Origin of the sequence: Acinetobacter sp. BMW17, from assembly GCF_001592855.1 — a bacterium.
GTDB lineage: Bacteria > Pseudomonadota > Gammaproteobacteria > Pseudomonadales > Moraxellaceae > Acinetobacter > Acinetobacter johnsonii.
The window spans coordinates 16512-35132 of sequence record NZ_LSOD01000006.1 but is presented as its reverse complement, the minus strand read 5'-3'; the positions used below and the strand labels follow the sequence as shown (position 1 = coordinate 35132).

General features: G+C 41.6%; 16 protein-coding genes and 1 riboswitch. Of the genes, 7 read left to right on the top strand and 9 right to left on the bottom strand.

Features of this window, described 5'->3' with window-relative positions:
- The first annotated feature begins 1 nt into the window (after window position 1).
- Both AXW61_RS00810 and AXW61_RS00805 read left to right on the top strand, forming a co-directional pair.
- Window positions 2-688: a response regulator gene (locus AXW61_RS00810; protein ID WP_004983596.1), complete on the top strand. Its 687-nt coding sequence runs from the start codon at window positions 2-4 to the stop codon at window positions 686-688.
- A gap of 212 nt (window positions 689-900) precedes the next feature.
- Window positions 901-2256 carry an amino acid permease gene (locus tag AXW61_RS00805; protein WP_062031396.1) on the top strand — a complete coding sequence of 452 codons (1356 nt, stop codon included), beginning with the start codon at window positions 901-903 and terminating at the stop codon, window positions 2254-2256.
- A gap of 896 nt (window positions 2257-3152) precedes the next feature.
- Here AXW61_RS00805 and AXW61_RS00800 read toward each other — a convergent pair.
- The 7 genes from AXW61_RS00800 to AXW61_RS00770 form a co-directional block, all read right to left on the bottom strand.
- Complete coding sequence (locus AXW61_RS00800; RefSeq protein ID WP_062031393.1) at window positions 3153-3524, bottom strand: MmcQ/YjbR family DNA-binding protein; 372 nt, start codon at window positions 3522-3524, stop codon at window positions 3153-3155.
- 70 nt (window positions 3525-3594) lie between these two features.
- Window positions 3595-5040 (bottom strand): protein adenylyltransferase SelO family protein, encoded by a 1446-nt coding sequence (locus AXW61_RS00795; RefSeq protein ID WP_062031389.1) that lies wholly within the window; start codon window positions 5038-5040, stop codon window positions 3595-3597.
- 78 nt (window positions 5041-5118) lie between these two features.
- Window positions 5119-5448, bottom strand: a complete 330-nt coding sequence (locus tag AXW61_RS00790; RefSeq protein WP_062031386.1) for a DHCW motif cupin fold protein — start codon at window positions 5446-5448, stop codon at window positions 5119-5121.
- A 74-nt stretch (window positions 5449-5522) separates the two neighbouring features.
- Window positions 5523-6689: an acyl-CoA desaturase gene (locus tag AXW61_RS00785; RefSeq protein ID WP_062031384.1), complete on the bottom strand. Its 1167-nt coding sequence runs from the start codon at window positions 6687-6689 to the stop codon at window positions 5523-5525.
- A gap of 276 nt (window positions 6690-6965) precedes the next feature.
- On the bottom strand, window positions 6966-7688 hold the full coding sequence (locus AXW61_RS00780; RefSeq protein WP_058951656.1) for a glycerophosphodiester phosphodiesterase: 723 nt from the start codon (window positions 7686-7688) through the stop codon (window positions 6966-6968).
- A gap of 307 nt (window positions 7689-7995) precedes the next feature.
- Entirely contained in the window at window positions 7996-8574 is a 579-nt protein-coding gene (locus AXW61_RS00775) for a cob(I)yrinic acid a,c-diamide adenosyltransferase (RefSeq protein WP_062031381.1), read from the bottom strand.
- A 102-nt stretch (window positions 8575-8676) separates the two neighbouring features.
- Window positions 8677-10554, bottom strand: a complete 1878-nt coding sequence (locus AXW61_RS00770; RefSeq protein ID WP_062031379.1) for a TonB-dependent receptor — start codon at window positions 10552-10554, stop codon at window positions 8677-8679.
- A gap of 34 nt (window positions 10555-10588) precedes the next feature.
- Window positions 10589-10796: riboswitch (cobalamin riboswitch) on the bottom strand.
- Between the two features lie 143 nt (window positions 10797-10939).
- Between AXW61_RS00770 and AXW61_RS00765 the strand changes: the two genes are divergently transcribed.
- From AXW61_RS00765 to AXW61_RS00750, 4 genes are all read left to right on the top strand, one after another.
- Window positions 10940-11581, top strand: coding sequence for a phosphoribosylanthranilate isomerase (locus AXW61_RS00765; RefSeq protein WP_062031377.1), 642 nt, complete (start codon window positions 10940-10942; stop codon window positions 11579-11581).
- A complete protein-coding gene (gene trpB, locus AXW61_RS00760) occupies window positions 11565-12794 on the top strand; it encodes a tryptophan synthase subunit beta (protein WP_010327485.1) in 1230 nt (409 codons plus the stop codon). Before AXW61_RS00765 ends, trpB begins: the two co-directional genes overlap by 17 nt.
- Before the next feature lie 375 nt (window positions 12795-13169).
- The gene (locus AXW61_RS00755; protein ID WP_062031374.1) at window positions 13170-13682 is read left to right on the top strand and encodes a DUF1543 domain-containing protein; all 513 of its coding nucleotides are present in this window, start codon (window positions 13170-13172) and stop codon (window positions 13680-13682) included.
- A 159-nt stretch (window positions 13683-13841) separates the two neighbouring features.
- Window positions 13842-14834: a DUF2804 domain-containing protein gene (locus AXW61_RS00750; RefSeq protein ID WP_062031371.1), complete on the top strand. Its 993-nt coding sequence runs from the start codon at window positions 13842-13844 to the stop codon at window positions 14832-14834.
- A 62-nt stretch (window positions 14835-14896) separates the two neighbouring features.
- On the opposite strand, the gene AXW61_RS00745 is transcribed toward AXW61_RS00750, so the two are convergent.
- Window positions 14897-15772, bottom strand: a complete 876-nt coding sequence (locus AXW61_RS00745) for a metal-dependent hydrolase (RefSeq protein ID WP_062031369.1) — start codon at window positions 15770-15772, stop codon at window positions 14897-14899.
- A gap of 135 nt (window positions 15773-15907) precedes the next feature.
- Between AXW61_RS00745 and AXW61_RS00740 the strand changes: the two genes are divergently transcribed.
- Window positions 15908-16930 (top strand): AraC family transcriptional regulator, encoded by a 1023-nt coding sequence (locus AXW61_RS00740; protein ID WP_062031473.1) that lies wholly within the window; start codon window positions 15908-15910, stop codon window positions 16928-16930.
- Window positions 16931-16982: 52 nt separating this feature from the next.
- Here AXW61_RS00740 and AXW61_RS00735 read toward each other — a convergent pair whose 3' ends face one another.
- A complete protein-coding gene (locus AXW61_RS00735; RefSeq protein ID WP_062031366.1) occupies window positions 16983-18314 on the bottom strand; it encodes a Na+/H+ antiporter NhaC family protein in 1332 nt (443 codons plus the stop codon).
- Window positions 18315-18621: the final 307 nt, after the last annotated feature.

Sequence of the window (18621 nt, the reverse complement as noted above, 5' to 3'; positions counted from 1 at the left end):
TATGAAACATATTATGCTGGTTGAAGATGAAGTAGAACTTGCACAATTGGTCCGCGATTATCTTGAAGCAGCGGGCTTTGAAGTCAGTATGTTTCACGATGGTCAGGACGCATTTGATAGCTTTACGCAGCGTAAACCGAGTCTGATGATTTTAGATTTAATGGTGCCGCGTATGGATGGCTTGACCATTTGCCGTAAAGTCCGTGAACAGTCTGATTTGCCGATCATTATGGTCACTGCACGTACGGAAGAAATTGACCGCGTGCTTGGCTTGAACATGGGGGCAGATGACTATGTGTGTAAACCCTTTAGCCCGAAAGAATTGGTAGCGCGTGTCCAAGCTGTGTTACGCCGTTTAGAGCGTAAGGCTGAGCCTGAAGATCAGTCTTTGTTCCGTATGGATAAAGCGCAGCAACGTATTTGGTATCAACAAAAGCCTTTAAACCTAACACCGACCGAGTTTCGTTTACTGGAGTTGTTTTTAGAGCATGTGGGACAAGTCTATTCACGTGCGCAGTTACTAGATCATATTAACCCAGACAGTTTTGAAGTAGCTGACCGTGTGATTGATAGCCATATTAAGAACTTACGTCGTAAGATTTCGGATGCAGCTGAAACAGGTAACCGTCATGAATGGGTGCAGGCGGTATATGGTGTAGGCTACCGTTTTGAATATCCTGAAGATTAATTCAGTTTTCTGAACGATAAAAAAAGCGGATAAGCTGAGGTTTATCCGCTTTTTTTATGGGATTCAAGCAAAGGCGGCAATCGAAATCAGCAGTTCGCTTAAACCTCTAGCTTGTGAAATGAAACCGAGCAATCTGCAATTTAAAAGGACAAGACTGGTTGATCGTCTGTACAAGCGGTACAATTCATTTTTTTATCAGATGAGCATGTGTTTTGAGCAGCGAGACGCCTAAACTTCAGCGCCGTTTAAAGAACCGCCATATCCAGTTGATCGCCATGGGTGGTGCAATTGGCACAGGGCTGTTCTTAGGTTCAGCACATATTATTGAATCTGCTGGCCCATCGATTATTTTGGGTTATATGATTGGCGGTTTGATTGCATTTTTAATTATGCGTCAGCTCGGTGAGATGATTGTGCATGAGCCAGTGACGGGTTCATTTAGCTACTTTGCTTTTAAATATTGGGGGCGGTTTTCAGGCTTTTTAACGGGCTGGAACTACTGGGTGCTGTACATCTTAGTGGTGATGACTGAGCTGACCGCGATTGGTAAATATGTGAATTACTGGTGGCCACATATTCCTGCGTGGGTCTCGGTGCTGGTGTTTTTTGTGGTGATCACACTGGCCAATCTTGCCAATGTCAAACTGTATGCGGAGTCTGAGTTTTGGCTGTCGATGATTAAAGTTGTGGCGATTATCGCCATGATCATCTTCGGGGTTTATCTGTTGTTGACGGCTGATGTCGGTTCAACCGCATCCGTCACGAACTTATGGGCACATGGCGGGTTTTTCCCGCATGGCTTTGAAGGCTTGTTTTATATGCTGGCCTTTATGATGTTTGCCTTTGGCGGCATTGAGCTGATCAGTATGGCGGCTGCGGAAACAGAAGATCCTGAAAAGAACATTCCAAAAGCCGTCAATCAAACGGTGATTCGGGTTTTCCTGTTCTATATTTGCTCACTGGCGATTCTTTTGTCTTTAGTGCCTTGGAATGAATTGGATTTGGGTGGCTTAGATAAAAGTCCATTTGTGCTTATTTTTAAGCAAATTGGCATTGATTGGGCAGCGCATTTACTGAATTTTATTATTCTGACGGCATCAGTTTCTGTTTGTAATAGTGGGATGTATGCCAATAGTCGCATGCTTTTAGGTCTGGCAGAACAAGGCAATGCCCCGCAAGTTTTTAAGCAGGTGAATCGGCAAGGGACACCGATTGCGGCTGTTTTATTTTCAGCATTACTGATTTTTGGGTGTGTGCTGCTAAATTACTTCTTGCCTGAAAAAGCGCTCAGTTATCTGATTTATATTGTGGTCAGTGCGGCGGTGTTGAATTGGATGATGATCAGTTTGATCCATCTTAAATTTAGACAGAGTATGAAAAAGCAGGGCATTCAAACTAAGTTTCCAGCGTTATTTACACCGTTTAGCAATTATTTTGTTTTAGTGTTTATGCTGATGATTTTATATATCATGTGGAATCAGGGTTTTATGCTTTCCGTGTTGATGCTTCCTGTGTGGATCCTCGTGTTATTTGTGTTATTTAAAACATTGAAGCCGAAGAAGAGCTAAAGCGCAAGTGATGATGTTGAAAAGGACTCATATTGAGTACTTTTTTTATTGGGTTTTTGATCATTTAGGGTTCTGGTTCATGGGTGAATTATAAGTATCTAAAATAATGTTTTAGTTTGTCTTTTTACTTTTACGTTTGTTTTAGACAAAGTTGATGAGTCGATATTCAAATCAGCAACTGAATATGAAAATGAACAAGATTTTACTGATTCTCAATGGGTCTTTATCTGAGGTTTGGCATGACCTGCTGATTAACTTGGGTGGAGAGTGAGCGACTCTCATACTTCATCTTTTCGGATTGATATGTATAGATAATTAAATAGGCAAAATCGAGAAAGAGTGATTGTATTTCCAACAGATTGAAGTACTGAGCTATAAAGTTGCTTTTAAAGTACTCAAAAATTCATTTTAAGGAGTCAAGTTTAGCTTCAGTTGTCCTGAAAACTATCCACAATTTCTGCGGATAATTTTGGGGGTAAGTCTAATTAAGCTTATTTTTCCATGTACGTTTTGGCTTACAACTATTCAAGCGGATTGCGTCTAGGTCAGTCCCAAGATTTTTTATATGATGCAGTCATAGAGAACAGGAAGTTCCAAAACATAAAACAAAAATGATAAGTTCAACACTAGGATGTGAGGTACGACAGGAGTTATACCTAGCTAACCAATACGAAAAAGCCCGACAGGATGTCGGGCTTTTTTTATGATCTATGAATGCCTCATTTCACTTTTAGTTTCAAAATTTGGGTTCAAATGGGCAATACGTAGAAAACGTCGAAAAACTGTCTAGCCGAGACAATATACGTTCAAATCCATGACCTGTTTGATGCAGTGATAGGGTTGAGCTTTACAAAATGTAATAGGAATAATTAAAAATTTTTTCATTCAATACATATTTAGGTGATGGCTTGAAGCGCAGCGATTCGCTGTCTTTGTAGTTTATTCAGCTTGGATACCACGAGCTCATAAGAGCTATGTACCAGATCAATGACTAAATCCGGATCTAAGTCTTCATCTTCATATATTGAAATCCAATGCTTTTTATTCATATGCCAACCTGCATGAATATACGGATAAATATCACGTAGCATCGCGCCGTGGTCAGGCGTAACTTTTAAGTTACTTAAAGCCGCGCCACTTAAAGATGAATTGAGCAAAAACATTTTATCCATGACTTTATATACATCACAGCCTTCACCAAAGGGCTGACTACACGTCACTTCTGGCAGGGCAAGTGCAGCTTTTGCAGCAATAAGGTGTAAGGACATGTTGATCATCACTCTAGTGGGCGAAGCCCTGTGGATATTGTTTAATTTATCCACAGTTTAAGCCAAATGCTTAAGAGGAACAACTCACCATCACCTCAGGAACATCCGTTGGTAAAGGTGCTAAATCCTCAGCTTTCTCTAGTGCTAGATTCCGCTCAAACGGGCGGCTAAGCAGGTCAAATAAGCGTTCGACTTCTGAGAAGTCATTCCGCTCAGCTAGTTCAATCGCTTTTTGTGCCATGTGATTGCGTAGGATATAAACGGGATTGGCTTGTTGCATGGCTACATTGAGTTCTGTTGTGTCTTGATTTGCACGAATTTGTTCATATTGTGCGAGGAAACTTTCAAATTGACGACGGTCAAGGCAGTCATCTTTAATCGTTTCATATTGTTGATTCTGTAAACGCGTAAAGCTTTGTGTGTAGTCGAGCTGTTCGGTTTGTAGAATCCGTAAGAAAGTCATGGCACAGTCAAAACTGTCCATGTGGAAATGAGGTAAGCCCATTTTTTGACTTAAACCCAGTTTGTAGTGCTCCAAGAACGTGGGTTCATAGTGCTCTAAGCAATCTGCAAGGTCTTGCTTCCATTGTTCTTTGTCATAGTCTTGCGGACAAAGTGGAATGAGGTTATTCAACCATGTCCATAAGTTCCAGTGTCCAATGCTCGGCTGCTGCTGATAGGTATAGCGACCTTGGTAGTCGGAGTGATTGTTAATCCAATTCGGGCGGAAGCGCTCCATAAAACCATAAGGGCCAAAATCGAGGGTTGAACCTGTAATGTTTAAATTATCAGTATTCATCACCCCATGTGCGAAGCCGACCAGTTGCCATTTGGCAATCATTACTGCAGTCCGTTGAATCACTTGAGTTGCAAATGCCAAAACAGGTTGCTCTGCCTCTAAACACTCGGGGTAATGCCAAGCGATGCATTTTTGGGTAAATTCGTCGAGTAAATTAGGTTGGTACTGGTTTATCCACTCAAAATGTCCCAAGCGAATATGACAGTCCGATGTACGTAACATCATCGCACCGAGTTCCAGTTTCTCCCGCTGCACACCTTGAGCTGATGAAGTAAAGCCCACCGCGTTGCTTGAAGCCACGCCTAAACTATTCAGCGCATGTCCAGCCAAGTACTCACGAATGACGGAGCGAAGTACCGCACGACCATCTCCCATACGTGAGTAAGGAGTAGAGCCGGCACCCTTTAAATGCAGGTCAATGGTTTGCCCATGTTGATTGAGAATCTGTGCGATCAATAAACCCCGACCATCACCGAGCTGTCCTGCCCACTGACCAAATTGATGTCCTGCATAGACCATTGCCAATGGTTCAAATTCACTAAAGGTTTTTTGTCCGCTACAAATCTCTACCCAAGACTGTTTGTCGGCTTCAGACCATTGCAACTGTTCTGCCAAGGCTGCATTGAAGTGACCTGCTTTTGCGCCTTTTAGTGGCAGGGGCTGTTGATGGTGATAAAGTTTTGACGGAAGGAGAGAATAGCGTGAATTGAACTGCATAGTGAAGGATCACAAGGGATAAGCCATGACCCCATCAATATAGCAAAGTTTTAGTGTTAGGACATATATCCAACTGTTTCAGTCAACTATAAACAGTTTGGCACCTTTTGAGGTGGATGAGCGATGGGCTTCGGCTTGATCCGCAACTTGGTAACTCATGCCAGCCGTGAGGGTAAAGCTACGACCATCATCTAGTTCGGTGTGTAGTTCGCCTTCTAAGCACAACAGGATATGTCCTTTAGAACACCAATGGTCGGCCAGATAGTTTTCCGAATACTCCACCATACGCACGCGAATCGCGTCAAATTGCTGAGTACGCCATAGGGCATAACCCTGATCACCTGTATGGCGGGTGGTTGGTATCTCGGCCCAGTTGGTGATACCGAAAGGAATATTCTTAATATCCATGCTGTTATCCTTTATGAACTGCTAAAAAAAGCCCCTTGCGGAGCTTTCTTTTGAAATGCTGAATCAGAGATTAATTATTGTGAAACAGGGGCTTTTTTAATGCTACGCATCAGTGTGGTCAAGGTTTGACGGTGATGACCTAAGCGCTGTTCAACCAATTGAAATTCAATTTTGAGCTTCTCATCCATTTGATGGATTTTTTCAGCCACTGCTGTTTTCTTGGCTTGAATTTCTTGTTCTTTCAATTTTGCCCAGTCATTCAAGGTTTGGGTGAATGCATCATACTCTTGCGCAATACGAGCTTTCGCAGAACTAATGTCATCACTGACATTCAGACCATGAACTTCTAAGTCTTGTTCAGCATATTTAAACTTCATTGCAAGTTCAGCTTTTTTAATATTAAAGCTCGGAATACGACGTAAGTTTTTAGCTAAACCCAGTTTTGAGCATGACCAAATCAACCATTTGGTTGGGTCATATTGCCACCATTTCACCCCGTTACGATAGTCGTATTGGAAAATGTGGTGGTAGTTATGATAACCCTCACCCCAAGTGGCAATGGCTAACCAGAAGTTGTCACGTGCAGTATTTTCGTCGGTATATGGACGTTTGCCCCACATGTGGCATAAAGAGTTAATGAAGAATGTAACATGGTGACTGAGGATTAAACGCATTAATCCGCCCAACAATAACACCCCCCATAAGTCGCCTACAGCCCAACCAATTGGTAATAAAATACCCATGTGGACGATGATCACTAAAGGAACATAGTATTTGTGTTGGAACATCACCAATTTATCATTCAGTAAATCGGGTGCATTTTTAAAATCAGGTTCTGCTGATGGATAGTCACGAAGCATCCACCCCATGTGCGCATACCAAAAACCATTGTTAATCGAGTACGGATCTTTCTCGATATCATCGACATGGCGGTGATGGGTCCGGTGACCTGAACTCCAAAATAAAATACTGTTTTGCACGGCAAAGGTACCCATAATCATCAAAATGATTTTTAAAGGTAAGCTTGCTTCATAAGCACGGTGTGCCCATAAGCGGTGATAGCCAGCGGTAATACCTAAGCTACTAACACCCAGTAATACAAACATGCTGATCCAAGCGGCTAAGCTGAAATCATGCTGAAAGGCATATAAGGGAATTGCAATCACAGCCACAATGGGAAGAAAAACCAATGCAAAAATTGCAACCCAGTTAAATGGGGCTTTGGGTAGGGGAGCATTCATCTCCAACAGCACTCCTGAAACCTTGGGAGGTATAAATGGAAGGTCAATCCATTACTTTTTGCATGGATTAAGCTACAGCATATTAGCATGAGCGAACCTTGGTTCACTAGCATTATTGTACAGATGTATTGTACTAAACAGTAACAGAATACGAATGTTTAGATATCGAAATTATCGAAGCATTTCTAGGCTTTATCGTAGCAGAGCGATCAATATGAAAAATAAACATTTTCAGTGCCACTGCTCATGTAAAACTCAAGTCAATCTGTGGCCTGTTCAATGCACATCTATCAAATGTTGTAGCATCATTTTAGGAAAATCTGTAATTAATCCATCAATGCCGCAGTCACGTAAATGTTTGGCGCGCTCGATGTCATTTACCGTCCAGACACTAGTGGCTAAATTCGCTTGTTGTGTGGCTTTTAACAAGTCATCGGTTGCCAGTTGGTTCATCCAGCCGATTTGGCAACAGTCGTATTTGAGCGCTTGTTCAATCGCAAGATGTTGAATATCGTCTTCAATCAATAAGCCACGTTTAAATGTTGAGTGTTGATCTTGGAGTGCTTGTAGGATTTTAAGATCAAAACTGGTGATGACCGCACTGTGTTCAAAGCCTCTAAGTTGCTGTGTGAGATGGTGTGTTAGTCGTTCCGCTTCAGCTTGTGTTTCTACAGCTTTGACTTCAACTTCAAGATGTTCAAAGTCCTGCATAATCTGGAGTGCTTGTCGTAGTGTTGGGGTACTTTGCTTTTCCCAGTCTAGCCAAATATGTGCTTGGTTATAGCTATCGAGTTGTGTGCTGCTTAATGGGTAGAGCGCTTGGTCGATCCCAGTGGTTCGGAGCATGTTGTCATCATGCATAATGATCAGCTCATGGTCGTTGAGCTGACGAACATCAAATTCAACCGCACGTATGCCTAGATCATGAATATATCGAAAACCGCCGAGTGTATTTTCTGGGGCTTCGCCACGTGCACCACGATGTCCGATGATTCTCATATTGAACCTGATCTATATACGTCTTTTGCGTGATTGTAGCGCTAAAAACATCGGATTGGGGATAGATTCTAAGGTGGAAATATCAGATATGCGTAAATGCGATTCGTAATGGTTTGAGGTAGGACTGAATTTGAATGAAATGTTTCTGTGATATTTAGGATAAGAGATGGTAGTAGACGAGTTTTACGCTTGGAAAATGGTTTTGGTTTCTTTTCACAAAAGAAAAATAATATCAAAAAGTCTTCCAGTGAATTGATCACAGGAAGACTCTGAAAAAATCTATTTCGTTCTAAAAACTTAGAATCGTTTAAATAGTTTCATTGATATTTTTTTGCCAAAGTACTTCCGAGCCACCTTCAGCACGCTGTAAAGCACGCGATGCAACAAAAAGCCAATCAGATAAGCGGTTGAGTAACTGTAGTGCGGTGCTTTGAATATTTTGATCACGAGTGTGCACCGACATTAAGCTACGTTCAGCTCGGCGACATACCGCTCGTGCTTGATGGGCATAGCTACATGCTAAAGAACCTGAAGGTAAGATAAATTCTTTAAGCATAGGTAAGTCTTCATTCATACGGTCAATTTCTTGTTCAAGAAACTCAATACAAACCGGTTGAAGCAAGTGATAGTTTGGAATACACACTTCACCACCTAAGTCGAAAAGCCAATGTTGAATGAGGCTTAAGCTTTTGTCCCATGTGGCTTTGTCTGTGATTTGGCTTGCATTAATTTGAGCACGAAGTACACCAATTGTTGAATTGAGCTCATCGACATCACCAAGTGCGGTAATTCGTAGATCATCTTTAGTTACACGTGATCCATCACCCAGACCTGTGGTGCCTGAGTCGCCAGTACGGGTATAAATTTTACTTAAACGGTGGCCCATAACTTTTCCTTATGTTGAAATGAAAAAAAAAGGATAATGCCGATCAAAACATTATCCATAAACTGCGCTGTTTTAAATTGTTTTTTGAGTCTTTACATTAAATTAATAACGGAAAGTGACTCCGGCGGTAGCAAGGCGACCGCCATTCACATAATAGTATCCGCTACCATAAGATGTCGTTTTGTATTCAACATCACCAATATTCTGAATATTTGTAAATAATTTAACGTTAGGATTTACATTCCAGAATGCATTTACATCAACAGTAGCATATCCAGAAATTGTACTATTTTTGGGTCTAGATTTAGCTGAAAGTGATGCACTAATGCCATACACTTCATTTTGTAGTCCTGATGTCAAAGTCAGACTTTGGCGTGAACGGCGAGATATATCTTTATCAGTTTCTTTGTCTTTTGGTTGTACATAAGCATATGAAAGATTGGTAAATAACTCATCTTTTGCCCAATCAAGGTTAAACTCGCCACCTGTAAATGTTGCTTTTTTAACATTGTATAGGCGACCTTCATATGTAATTGGATCGGTTACATAAGTAATCAGATCATCAACTTCATTTCGGTATGCAGATAAGCCCATTGTTAAGTGATCTGTAAGTTGTTGGTCGAGACCAATTTCATATGAAATACTTTCTTCTGGTTTCAACTCAGGATTCCCACCCCAGCTTAATGCATATAAGTCATTATTCGTTGGAGCGCGGAAAGCAGTACCAATATTGGTATAAATACTAGTAGCTGGTAAAATTTGATAACGTGCAGCAGCTTGTCCTACTGTATGAGTCCCAAATGTCTCATGATCTTCTACACGGACACCTAATTGGGTGTGTAGTTTTTCGGATTGGTATTGGTGTTGAACAAAATAACCTGTACTTACAACGGTTTTATCGTAGTCGACAATACCAAAAGAACTTACAGAAAAGACATCAGATTTAATATTTTTTGTTGCAATTCCTGCCAAGAGATTCTGAGTAGAGCTAAATTGCCATTTACTATAAAGTTCAGCTTCTTTTGTTGTATTGTAGATTGCATCATGAGAATCATTTTGCTCAAGTTCATCTTTGAATTGAGATAAGCGAGCATGAAGTGCAAAGTTATCGCTTAGGTTTATACGACCTTTCACATTAATGATTTCATTTTTAAAATCTTGCGAGATATTTTCTAAGCCTATGACGTTCCAATCATTATCATATATACCATCAACATAAGTTGAATTACCTTGGTTTTCCGAATAATCAACAGAAGCCGCATATAGTTCTTTTTCTACACCGAATTTTGCACTAAAACCCTTTTGATCATAGGCTCCTGCATTGACTTGAGCATCTTTGAAGTCTGTAACTTGTGTACCATCAGATTCTAAGCGTTGTCCACGAATTTGTGCATAAATTCCATTCTCAGCCAAATCTGCACCAATGACAGACTTATAGGTATTATGCTCACCGATTTCACCAGTTACAAAAGCCCCAGTTTTTTCTGGTGTTTTGGATACGAGTTGTACTACGCCACCAATTGCATCTGTTCCATATAATACAGAGGCTGGACCTTTGAGTACTTCAATTTTTTTAATATCAGTGGTATCAATGAATGAGAGTGAAGCAGAACCTGCAGAGCCAGTATTTAGACGAACACCATCTCGTAATACAAGAGTATGAGTATCGTTTGTTCCACGCATATAGATAGATGCAGTTTGACCATAACCGCCATATTGCATCATATCGATAGAAGCATCACTCATGAGCAAATGTGGTAATTCTGCAATAGGAGATTGTTCAACAATTTGTGGTTCAATAATAGAGATTCTTGAAGGAACGTCTTTAATCTTTTCTTCAGAACGTGTTGCAGTTACAACGAGTGTGTCTAAAGAAGCATTAACAACATTCGTATTGTCTTGTGCAAATGCTGTTGCGGAGAAACCCATCGCAATAGCGATTGCGCCCACTAAAGCTGTAGGCTGAAATAAATTTGGCATGCTGGCTCCATACATTCACCCCCCGTGAATGATTGAGTTAAATGGCGCAATAAGCAGGTCTCCGGACTTAAATATAAATATTGCGAACAATATTGGTATATCCATCTTCCCACACGAGTGCAGTGATGTAAGTGTAAACACTTATAAAGATATACGTTTCGTTTTACCGTTGCGGGGGCAGTGTTGGACTCTCACCAACTTCCCTAAAGCATAGTGCTCAGACTTATTGCATTTGGGCGAAGTATAAGGTTTGTATGCGAATTAAACAATCTATGTAAAGATTTTTCAGGATGAACTTTACGCAAGGTGAAAAAATTGCATTACAATGATTCGCCCTGTTATTTATAGATCAGCTATAAATAGGGTTGAGCCAGAGTCATAACCTATGCGAACCCGTGCCAAAATTTGTGGAATTACCCGTAGCCAAGATATTCAAGCTGTGGTCAATGCTGGGGCTGATGCGATTGGTTTTGTATTTTTCCCGCCTAGTCCACGTCATGTCAGTGCAGCTCAAGCTAAAGAATTGATTCGATATGTGCCTGCCTATGTGCAAACTGTTGGGCTTTTTGTGAATGCAACTGCGGATGACATTGCCGATGTGTTAAAACAAGTGGCACTGGATATTATTCAGTTTCATGGTGATGAAACACCAAAAGACTGTCAGGCAATTGCGGCACAAGTAGGACGTCGTTGGTATAAAGCCATTCAGGTGAAACCTGAACTGGATGTGGTTGCAGAAGTTCAACGCTTCCAACAGGCCGGGGCAAGTGCAGTGCTCTTAGATGCATGGCATCCTGAACTGAAAGGGGGAACAGGACACAGTTTTGACTGGTCACAATTCCCTAAGCTCGATATTCCTTTAATTTTAGCTGGTGGTTTAACCCCAACTAATGTTGAAGACGCTATAAAGACGACTGGGGCTTATGCTGTAGATGTCAGCGGAGGCGTCGAATCCGCTAAAGGTATAAAAGACCAACAACTTATAGAAAACTTCATGCAAGGAGTCCATCGTGGATCAGCAAAGTAATGTGATTGACTATACCCAATACCCAGATGAACGTGGGCATTTTGGTATCCATGGCGGACGTTTTGTGTCAGAAACTCTAATGGCAGCATTAGAAGACTTAGAAAAGCTCTATTTCCGTATGAAGGATGATGAGCAGTTTCTGGCAGAATTCGACCGTGACCTCGCCTATTATGTAGGTCGTCCTAGTCCTTTATATTATGCTGAGCGATGGTCGAAAGAATTGGGTGGTGCGCAAATTTACTTAAAACGTGAAGACCTCAATCATACAGGTTCACATAAAGTGAACAACACGATTGGTCAGGCTTTATTGGCAAAATTGTCGGGTAAAAAACGAATTATTGCTGAAACTGGCGCAGGTCAGCACGGTGTTGCAACGGCTACGATTGCAGCGCGTTTAGGGCTTGAATGTGTGGTATTCATGGGTGCAGAAGACGTGAAACGTCAAGCCATGAATGTCTATCGTATGCGTTTACTCGGTGCGACCGTTGTGCCTGTGGAAAGTGGCTCTAAAACATTGAAAGATGCCATGAACGAAGCAATGCGTGATTGGGTGACCAATGTTGATTCAACTTACTATGTGATTGGTACAGTTGCAGGCCCGCACCCATATCCTCAATTGGTTCGTGATTTCCAATCGATTATTGGTCGTGAAGCTCGCAAACAAATTCAGGAACAAGCAGGGCGTTTACCTGATGCCTTGGTAGCATGTGTAGGTGGTGGTTCAAATGCAATGGGCTTGTTCTACCCATTCTTAAACGATGCTGATGTGAAAATGTACGGTGTTGAAGCTGCAGGTTATGGCATTGAAACGGGCAAACATTCTGCACCGTTAAATGCTGGTCATGTTGGTGTATTGCATGGTAACCGTACATATTTGATGTCTGATGAACAAGGTCAGATCATTGAAACCCATTCGATTTCAGCAGGTTTAGATTATCCAGGTGTAGGCCCTGAGCATAGTTTCTTAAAAGATATGCACCGCGTGGATTATGTGCCAATCAATGACAATGAGGCTTTACAAGGTTTCCGTGATTTAACCCATATTGAAGGGATTATTCCAGCACTGGAAAGCTCTCATGCCATGGCCTATGTGACTAAACTTGCGCCAACCATGTCTAAAGACCAAATTATTATTGCGACTGTTTCAGGCCGTGGTGATAAGGACTTAATGACTGTGGCACGTATTGATGGCGTAGAAATGGTTGAGATGTAATTACTTCCTTGAAGCCTCCCCCATGTAGGGGAGGTTTTACGACTAGATTTAAAGAATCGTGTTGGGTGAAAGCTCAGCACGATTTTTTCTTATGTAGATAGTTTTGGTTCAAAAATGAGCGCTTAAGAGTTTAAAAATTAATATAATTATTTGATTCGAGGAAAGACTGTTTGCAATTGTTTGAGGCAGACTATTAGTTGAACTATACAGTTTCTGCGATATAGTGAACGAATTGATGATATGTGCCGAGTTTTGCAAACGGAAATGCCTTTGGTTACTTTGGGCAAAACCAAAGTAACATGACGAGCTCTGCAAATAAGAAGTACAAACTGTAAGACTCCGTCATGTACATTTTAATTTGAAAAGGAGTAAAACATGCCTAGCCTATTTATGGTCATGCTTGGTGGTCGTCATGCCCGTGCCAATACCGAAGTTCATGATGTTGTATTTGCAGTCGCTGACAGTTTAGAAGAGAGTTACCCGCAACTTAAAAATGCGTGGTTTGGTGAACAAAAAGGCTTACATATTGATGCTTGGACGCAAGTGAATGGTATTGAATGTCGAGGGAAAAAATATCAAATACAGTTTAGCGATGCACAGCCTCAAGTCACAGATGAAAAACTGTGGTTAATCAACTTGGGTGGCTATGACACACGTGAATTTGGTGAGTTACATCGTTATGTACTCGTCGTTGCCCAACATGCCTCAGAAGCCAAACAGCTTGGCAAACAATATTTTGATCAAAAGTGGCAAAAGCAACATACTGACCGTGTTTTAGATGTCGATGATTGTATTGCGATTGATTGTGTACATGGGCGTTATGTGGTTTTGGTTGAAGCTGAATTCGATGCAAACACATGGGAAAATACATATCTCATGTTAAATTAGGTTGGATTATTCCTAATTTTTTAAGTGATGTATTAAAACGAAAAGCAGGTTTAGCGAATAATTTGATGAAAAAACAAACTAAATACTTTTCACCTTTAAAATTATAGGCATAATAGGCTTATGGATATTAATTAACTTTTGCTTAAGGATAAAGCATCAATGGATTTGATACAGTCCAACGGACAACTACATTATGGTCGGTTTAGCGAACTTCCAAAAACCATTGATTTAAATAAGTATCAGTATAAAACCCCATATGGTGAAGTACTCACCGGTTGGCGGAAAAAGCTGAAATATAAGAAATTCAAGTTTTGTAGTATTCAACATGAGCATTACACCATTGGCTTAGCGATTGCTGATATTGCTTGGGCTGGCCATGGTTTTGTTTATATTTATGATCATCTCAAAAATGAAGTGCTTGAATGGAACGCCGTCAATTTTCTGGCGCGTAAAACTGTATTAGATGAACAGCCTTTATATAACCAAAGTGTGTTTGCAAACTCACCTTTTCAAATTGAAATCCAGCATGCCAATGGGGTGCGTTATGTTCAAGTCACCAAGTATGGTGAAATTAAGCTGAGCGCCCGTATTTTCTGTGCAGGCACTGATCCATTGAGTATGTGCAGTCCAACAGGGATTAATGGTTGGACTTATACCCAGAAACTGACCACCTTAGCTTGTGAGGGTTTTTTTACCAATAAAGCGGGGCAGATCATTCAGTTTAATGAGCGAACCTTGGCTGCGCTAGATGATACCTGTGGCTTCCTCCGACCAGAAACAGCTTGGTTTTGGCTTTCTTGCAGTTTTTGGGATGCACAGGGTAAGCGTATTGGTCTGAACTTAGCTTCTGGTGTGAATGAAAGTTTTGGCAATGAAAACTGTTTGTGGGTGAATGGAAAGCTCTACACCGTGAGTGATGTTCTGTTCCAAATGGAAGAAGAAGGGCGTTGGAGCATTCGCTCGCTAGATGAACGCTTAAATTTAACTGTGACTACGGGCTGGCGCCGTTTTGAAAACCTAAATTTGCGTCTCGTGGGCAGTCAGTTTAGTCAGTGGCAAGCCAAGATTAGCGGTACGATTCAGCAGGGTGATCAAGAGGTTGTTTTGCTGAATGAATATGGGCTGCTCGAACAGCACTATGCAAAGTGGTAAAAAGACTTGTGATAAGAAAAACCGGCATCATGTCGGTTTTTTCTTTTGTTATGTTTATGAATTTATTTTCCTGCTTGCCAAAAAGCTTCACCGGCTAAAATCGGGTCATGACTTTCTGCTAGGGTATCGATCCAAACATCGTACTGTTCAATCACAGGATGTTGATTGGGATGAAAGTCTTTCTTAAACCAATCGAGATATTGACCACGCATCCGAGACAGTATCCCTTTTTTCCCAAAGAACCAGGGCAGTCCTTTACGCATCATTTGCAAGCGTTGAATACGGTTAAAGCCATCATGTTTGAGCATGACATCTGCACGATAGGTGGTGAAACCAAACATCATCACCGTGGTAAAGGCCAATGCAAATAGACGCGTCGCTTCAGGCACATGTCCGACTTGTTTCATTACATCAAACGCGACATCACGGTGTTCCATTTCTTCAATTGCATGCCATGCAAATAAAGCACGAACATAGGGGTGGGCCTCAGCCAACGTGGCTTTATGGCTATAAAAAGTTTCGGCCATCAGTGCAGTTAAATGTTCTGCTGCAGCCGTCATGGCAATGTTGTACTGCGGAGAGCGTTTGCTTAATTCGAACTTAAATATTTTATTTAAACGCTGAATGAACTGATCGACAGGCATGCCTTGTTCTCGCATGACCTGATTCATTTTGTCATGGGCAATGCCATGCTGTGCTTCCTGCTTAATAAAATCGGTGACACGAGCCGCTAAGTTTGGGTCTGTAATTTGGTCCCGAAACAAACGCACACTTTGAATAAAATAGCGTTCTCCATCGGGGAAAGTGAGGCTGAGTGCATCAAACATGCGCGTCCGAAATGGGTCGCCGCCAAACCAAAAACGGGGCACTTCATCGAGCTTAAAATTGAGTTGGGTTCGCACAATCGGTTCAACAGGGGCTTTAACAATGGCATTCATTTTGTTTTACTTCATTTGCCTTGGATGATTGCAGTATGTCGGAGAAAATGCAGTTTGTTTTGACAGATATTGCCATTTTTTATACATTTTACGCCAATGTGAAAATATCGCATGTCAAATAGCGGGTGGGCCGTCATGCAAGAGTTACAAATCCCCAATGGTTATTTTCAGCTCTGGAATATGTATCTCATAGAGCAAGGAATTGATTTTCATCAACTCGATTTTTTAGCGCAATATCGGTATGAACTGGAGCATGTATTACAACTGCCAATCGATACCCAATCGCCATTTTCGTTCTTTCAAACGATTTTACAACTGACGCGAGAACAGTTGGATTGCCCTCAGTTGATTATGGAGATGGCAAAATTTATTCAACCTGAGCATTTTGGTGTTTTGGGCTATATGGCCACACGCAGTAATAGCGTGGCTGAAGCACTGAGTTATGTGATGCGCTTTAGTCGTTTGGTGATTGATGGGGCAGAAGTTAGTCCCATGCAGATGCAGCAAAGGGGCAATGAAATTTGGCTGACTTGGCCTTTTCTTAATGATAAATATGCTTCACTGAATGAAATGACCATGGCATCTATTGTGCATTTGGCCAAGAAAATTTTTCCCGATCAATTACAGTTCTTAAAAGTCCAAATGGCGCATCCAGCCCAGATGGCACAGTATCATTATCAAAAATTTTATGGCTGTGAAGTAAGCTTTAATCAAGCCTGCTATGCCTATGTGATGAGTGCGGACAGTTTGACTTTAAAATCGGGCTTTGCGGATCCTTCCTTAACGCAGCTTTTACTGAAACAAGCAGAGGTTGCAATTGCCCTCAAGCCTCGTTATGAGAGCGTATTACAACAGATTCATAGCGCCGTGGCTGATTATCTTAAAGCACATGCGGAAGCTCCTAAAATTGAACAGATTGCCAATGAATTACACCTGTCAACGCGGACCTTACAGCGTCAGTTGCAAGACTGGGATAGTTCATTTAAGCGGGTACTTGAGTCAGAGCGCATGAAGCGATGTGAATATTTATTACAACAAGGTTTGAGTTTAACTGAAATCGCCTTACAACTTGGCTATTCTGGGCAGTCAGCTTTAGCACGTGCCTATAAACAGCATAGTGGTCAGACCTTATTGCAGTTGAAACGACAACTGAAATAACAGCAGGCATAAAAAAAGCGCCTTCGGGGAGGCGCTGAAATGTATGCAATGATCAGACTGATTTTAGTTGTGGAAAACGGAATGCAATTGCAAGGATGGCAAAGATCGCCAGTATCCAACAGTAGTAAATGCTGCCGATGAGTTCAATTGGCGAAAGCTTTGCAATCGAGCAGGCCAAGAGAAGCTGTGCGCCATAGGGAATAAGCCCTTGTACAACACATGAAAAGATATCGAGCAAAGCGGCTGCACGTTTTGGGTCTACGCCATATTCTTTAGCGACTTCGCGCGCCATATCGCCCGATAAAATAATCGCTACAGTGTTGTTGGCCACAAAAATGTTGGAAAACACCACTAAAAAGCTCACTCCGATTTCACCTGCGCGCTCACGACCAACTTTAAATAAACGGGTGAGGCTGTAAATGCGTTGAATAAGCCAGTCGAGTCCACCTTCTTTTTGCATAATGGTCGAAAGACCGCCCAAGAACATCGACAGTAAAGCGACTTCAAACATACCAACAAAACCATCATAGATGGCTGTGTTGAGTTGAATGACCGTAAATTCTGGCTGTGCAATCAGTCCCATCACCCCAGAGAGCACCACACCGACTGTAAGTACCGCAAGCACGTGTAAACGACTGAAGGCGAGGAAAAACACCACCACATAGGGCAATACTAGCCAAGGATTAAAGTCTTTGGATTGAATGATTTCGGTTTGATGGATGCTAAAGACATAAATCGCGATCGTGATTAAAGCCGCAGGTACTGCAATCCAGACATTGACGCGAAACTTGTCTCGAAGTTGAACTTTTTGACTGGTGGTGGCTGCAATGGTGGTATCCGAAATCATCGACAGGTTATCACCAAACATCGCACCGCCCACGACCGCACCTATGGCATAGACAGCAGCAATATCGGTGGCTTGAGAGAAACCAAAGGCAATCGGTGCACAGGCCGCAATGGTGCCCATCGAGGTGCCCATTGCTGTTGCAATGAACGCTGAAATAATGAATAGCATGGGCAGCACAAAGGCTGGTGGAATCGCAGACAAGCCCATTTGCACTGTGGCATCGACACTACCAATGGCGCTGGTGGTACTGGCAAATGCACCTGCCAGCATGAACACCATGAACATCAAGATGAGGTTCGGGTGACTTGCACCGCGCAGAAAGGTTTCGATGCCTTGATTCAGCTCACCGCGATAAATCAATACCGCCAAAATAATGGCAGGAATGGCCGCAACAGGCGCTTTCATTTGATAGAACGCAAACTCGGTTCCAATCACAGAATGGTAAATACCACTGCCTAAGAAAATGGCTAAAAAAACAATAAGCGGTAACAGCGCAAGCGCACGTGCTTGCACTAAACCTGAGTTATCGGTGGTCATAGGAGATAGGGAAATGAAAGAATGTGCGTAGTATAATGCAGGTTTTGCTATTTCATAAAACTTTAAATGTAAAAGCTAAACCGCCTATTTTTATCATTTTTTTGCAAATAAAAATAAGTTTATCTAAAACTTAGACATTTTGGTATTTCCTAAAATTAGGCATCTTTGATCATTGAGAAAAAAACCGAAATATCAGTAAATGGTGCTTTACGGTTGTTCTGAAAATATTTGACGAAAAATGAATTGGAACGCGAACGCGATGTGCTCTATTCAATGAGTAAAAAATAGCGTTACAATGCAGCGTCTT

What these genes read in the sequence shown, in the direction of transcription:
- AXW61_RS00790 (WP_062031386.1), bottom strand. Translation starts at nt 5,448, where the DNA reads ATGGATATTAAGAATATTCCTTTCGGTATCACCAACTGGGCCGAGATA.
- AXW61_RS00785 (WP_062031384.1), bottom strand. Translation starts at nt 6,689, where the DNA reads ATGAATGCTCCCCTACCCAAAGCCCCATTTAACTGGGTTGCAATTTTT.
- AXW61_RS00770 (WP_062031379.1), bottom strand. Translation starts at nt 10,554, where the DNA reads ATGCCAAATTTATTTCAGCCTACAGCTTTAGTGGGCGCAATCGCTATT.
- AXW61_RS00745 (WP_062031369.1), bottom strand. Translation starts at nt 15,772, where the DNA reads ATGAATGCCATTGTTAAAGCCCCTGTTGAACCGATTGTGCGAACCCAA.
- AXW61_RS00795 (WP_062031389.1), bottom strand. Translation starts at nt 5,040, where the DNA reads ATGCAGTTCAATTCACGCTATTCTCTCCTTCCGTCAAAACTTTATCAC.
- AXW61_RS00740 (WP_062031473.1), top strand. Translation starts at nt 15,908, where the DNA reads ATGCAAGAGTTACAAATCCCCAATGGTTATTTTCAGCTCTGGAATATG.
- AXW61_RS00810 (WP_004983596.1), top strand. Translation starts at nt 2, where the DNA reads ATGAAACATATTATGCTGGTTGAAGATGAAGTAGAACTTGCACAATTG.
- AXW61_RS00775 (WP_062031381.1), bottom strand. Translation starts at nt 8,574, where the DNA reads ATGGGCCACCGTTTAAGTAAAATTTATACCCGTACTGGCGACTCAGGC.
- AXW61_RS00765 (WP_062031377.1), top strand. Translation starts at nt 10,940, where the DNA reads ATGCGAACCCGTGCCAAAATTTGTGGAATTACCCGTAGCCAAGATATT.
- AXW61_RS00750 (WP_062031371.1), top strand. Translation starts at nt 13,842, where the DNA reads ATGGATTTGATACAGTCCAACGGACAACTACATTATGGTCGGTTTAGC.
- AXW61_RS00780 (WP_058951656.1), bottom strand. Translation starts at nt 7,688, where the DNA reads ATGAGAATCATCGGACATCGTGGTGCACGTGGCGAAGCCCCAGAAAAT.
- AXW61_RS00800 (WP_062031393.1), bottom strand. Translation starts at nt 3,524, where the DNA reads ATGTCCTTACACCTTATTGCTGCAAAAGCTGCACTTGCCCTGCCAGAA.
- AXW61_RS00735 (WP_062031366.1), bottom strand. Translation starts at nt 18,314, where the DNA reads ATGACCACCGATAACTCAGGTTTAGTGCAAGCACGTGCGCTTGCGCTG.
- AXW61_RS00755 (WP_062031374.1), top strand. Translation starts at nt 13,170, where the DNA reads ATGCCTAGCCTATTTATGGTCATGCTTGGTGGTCGTCATGCCCGTGCC.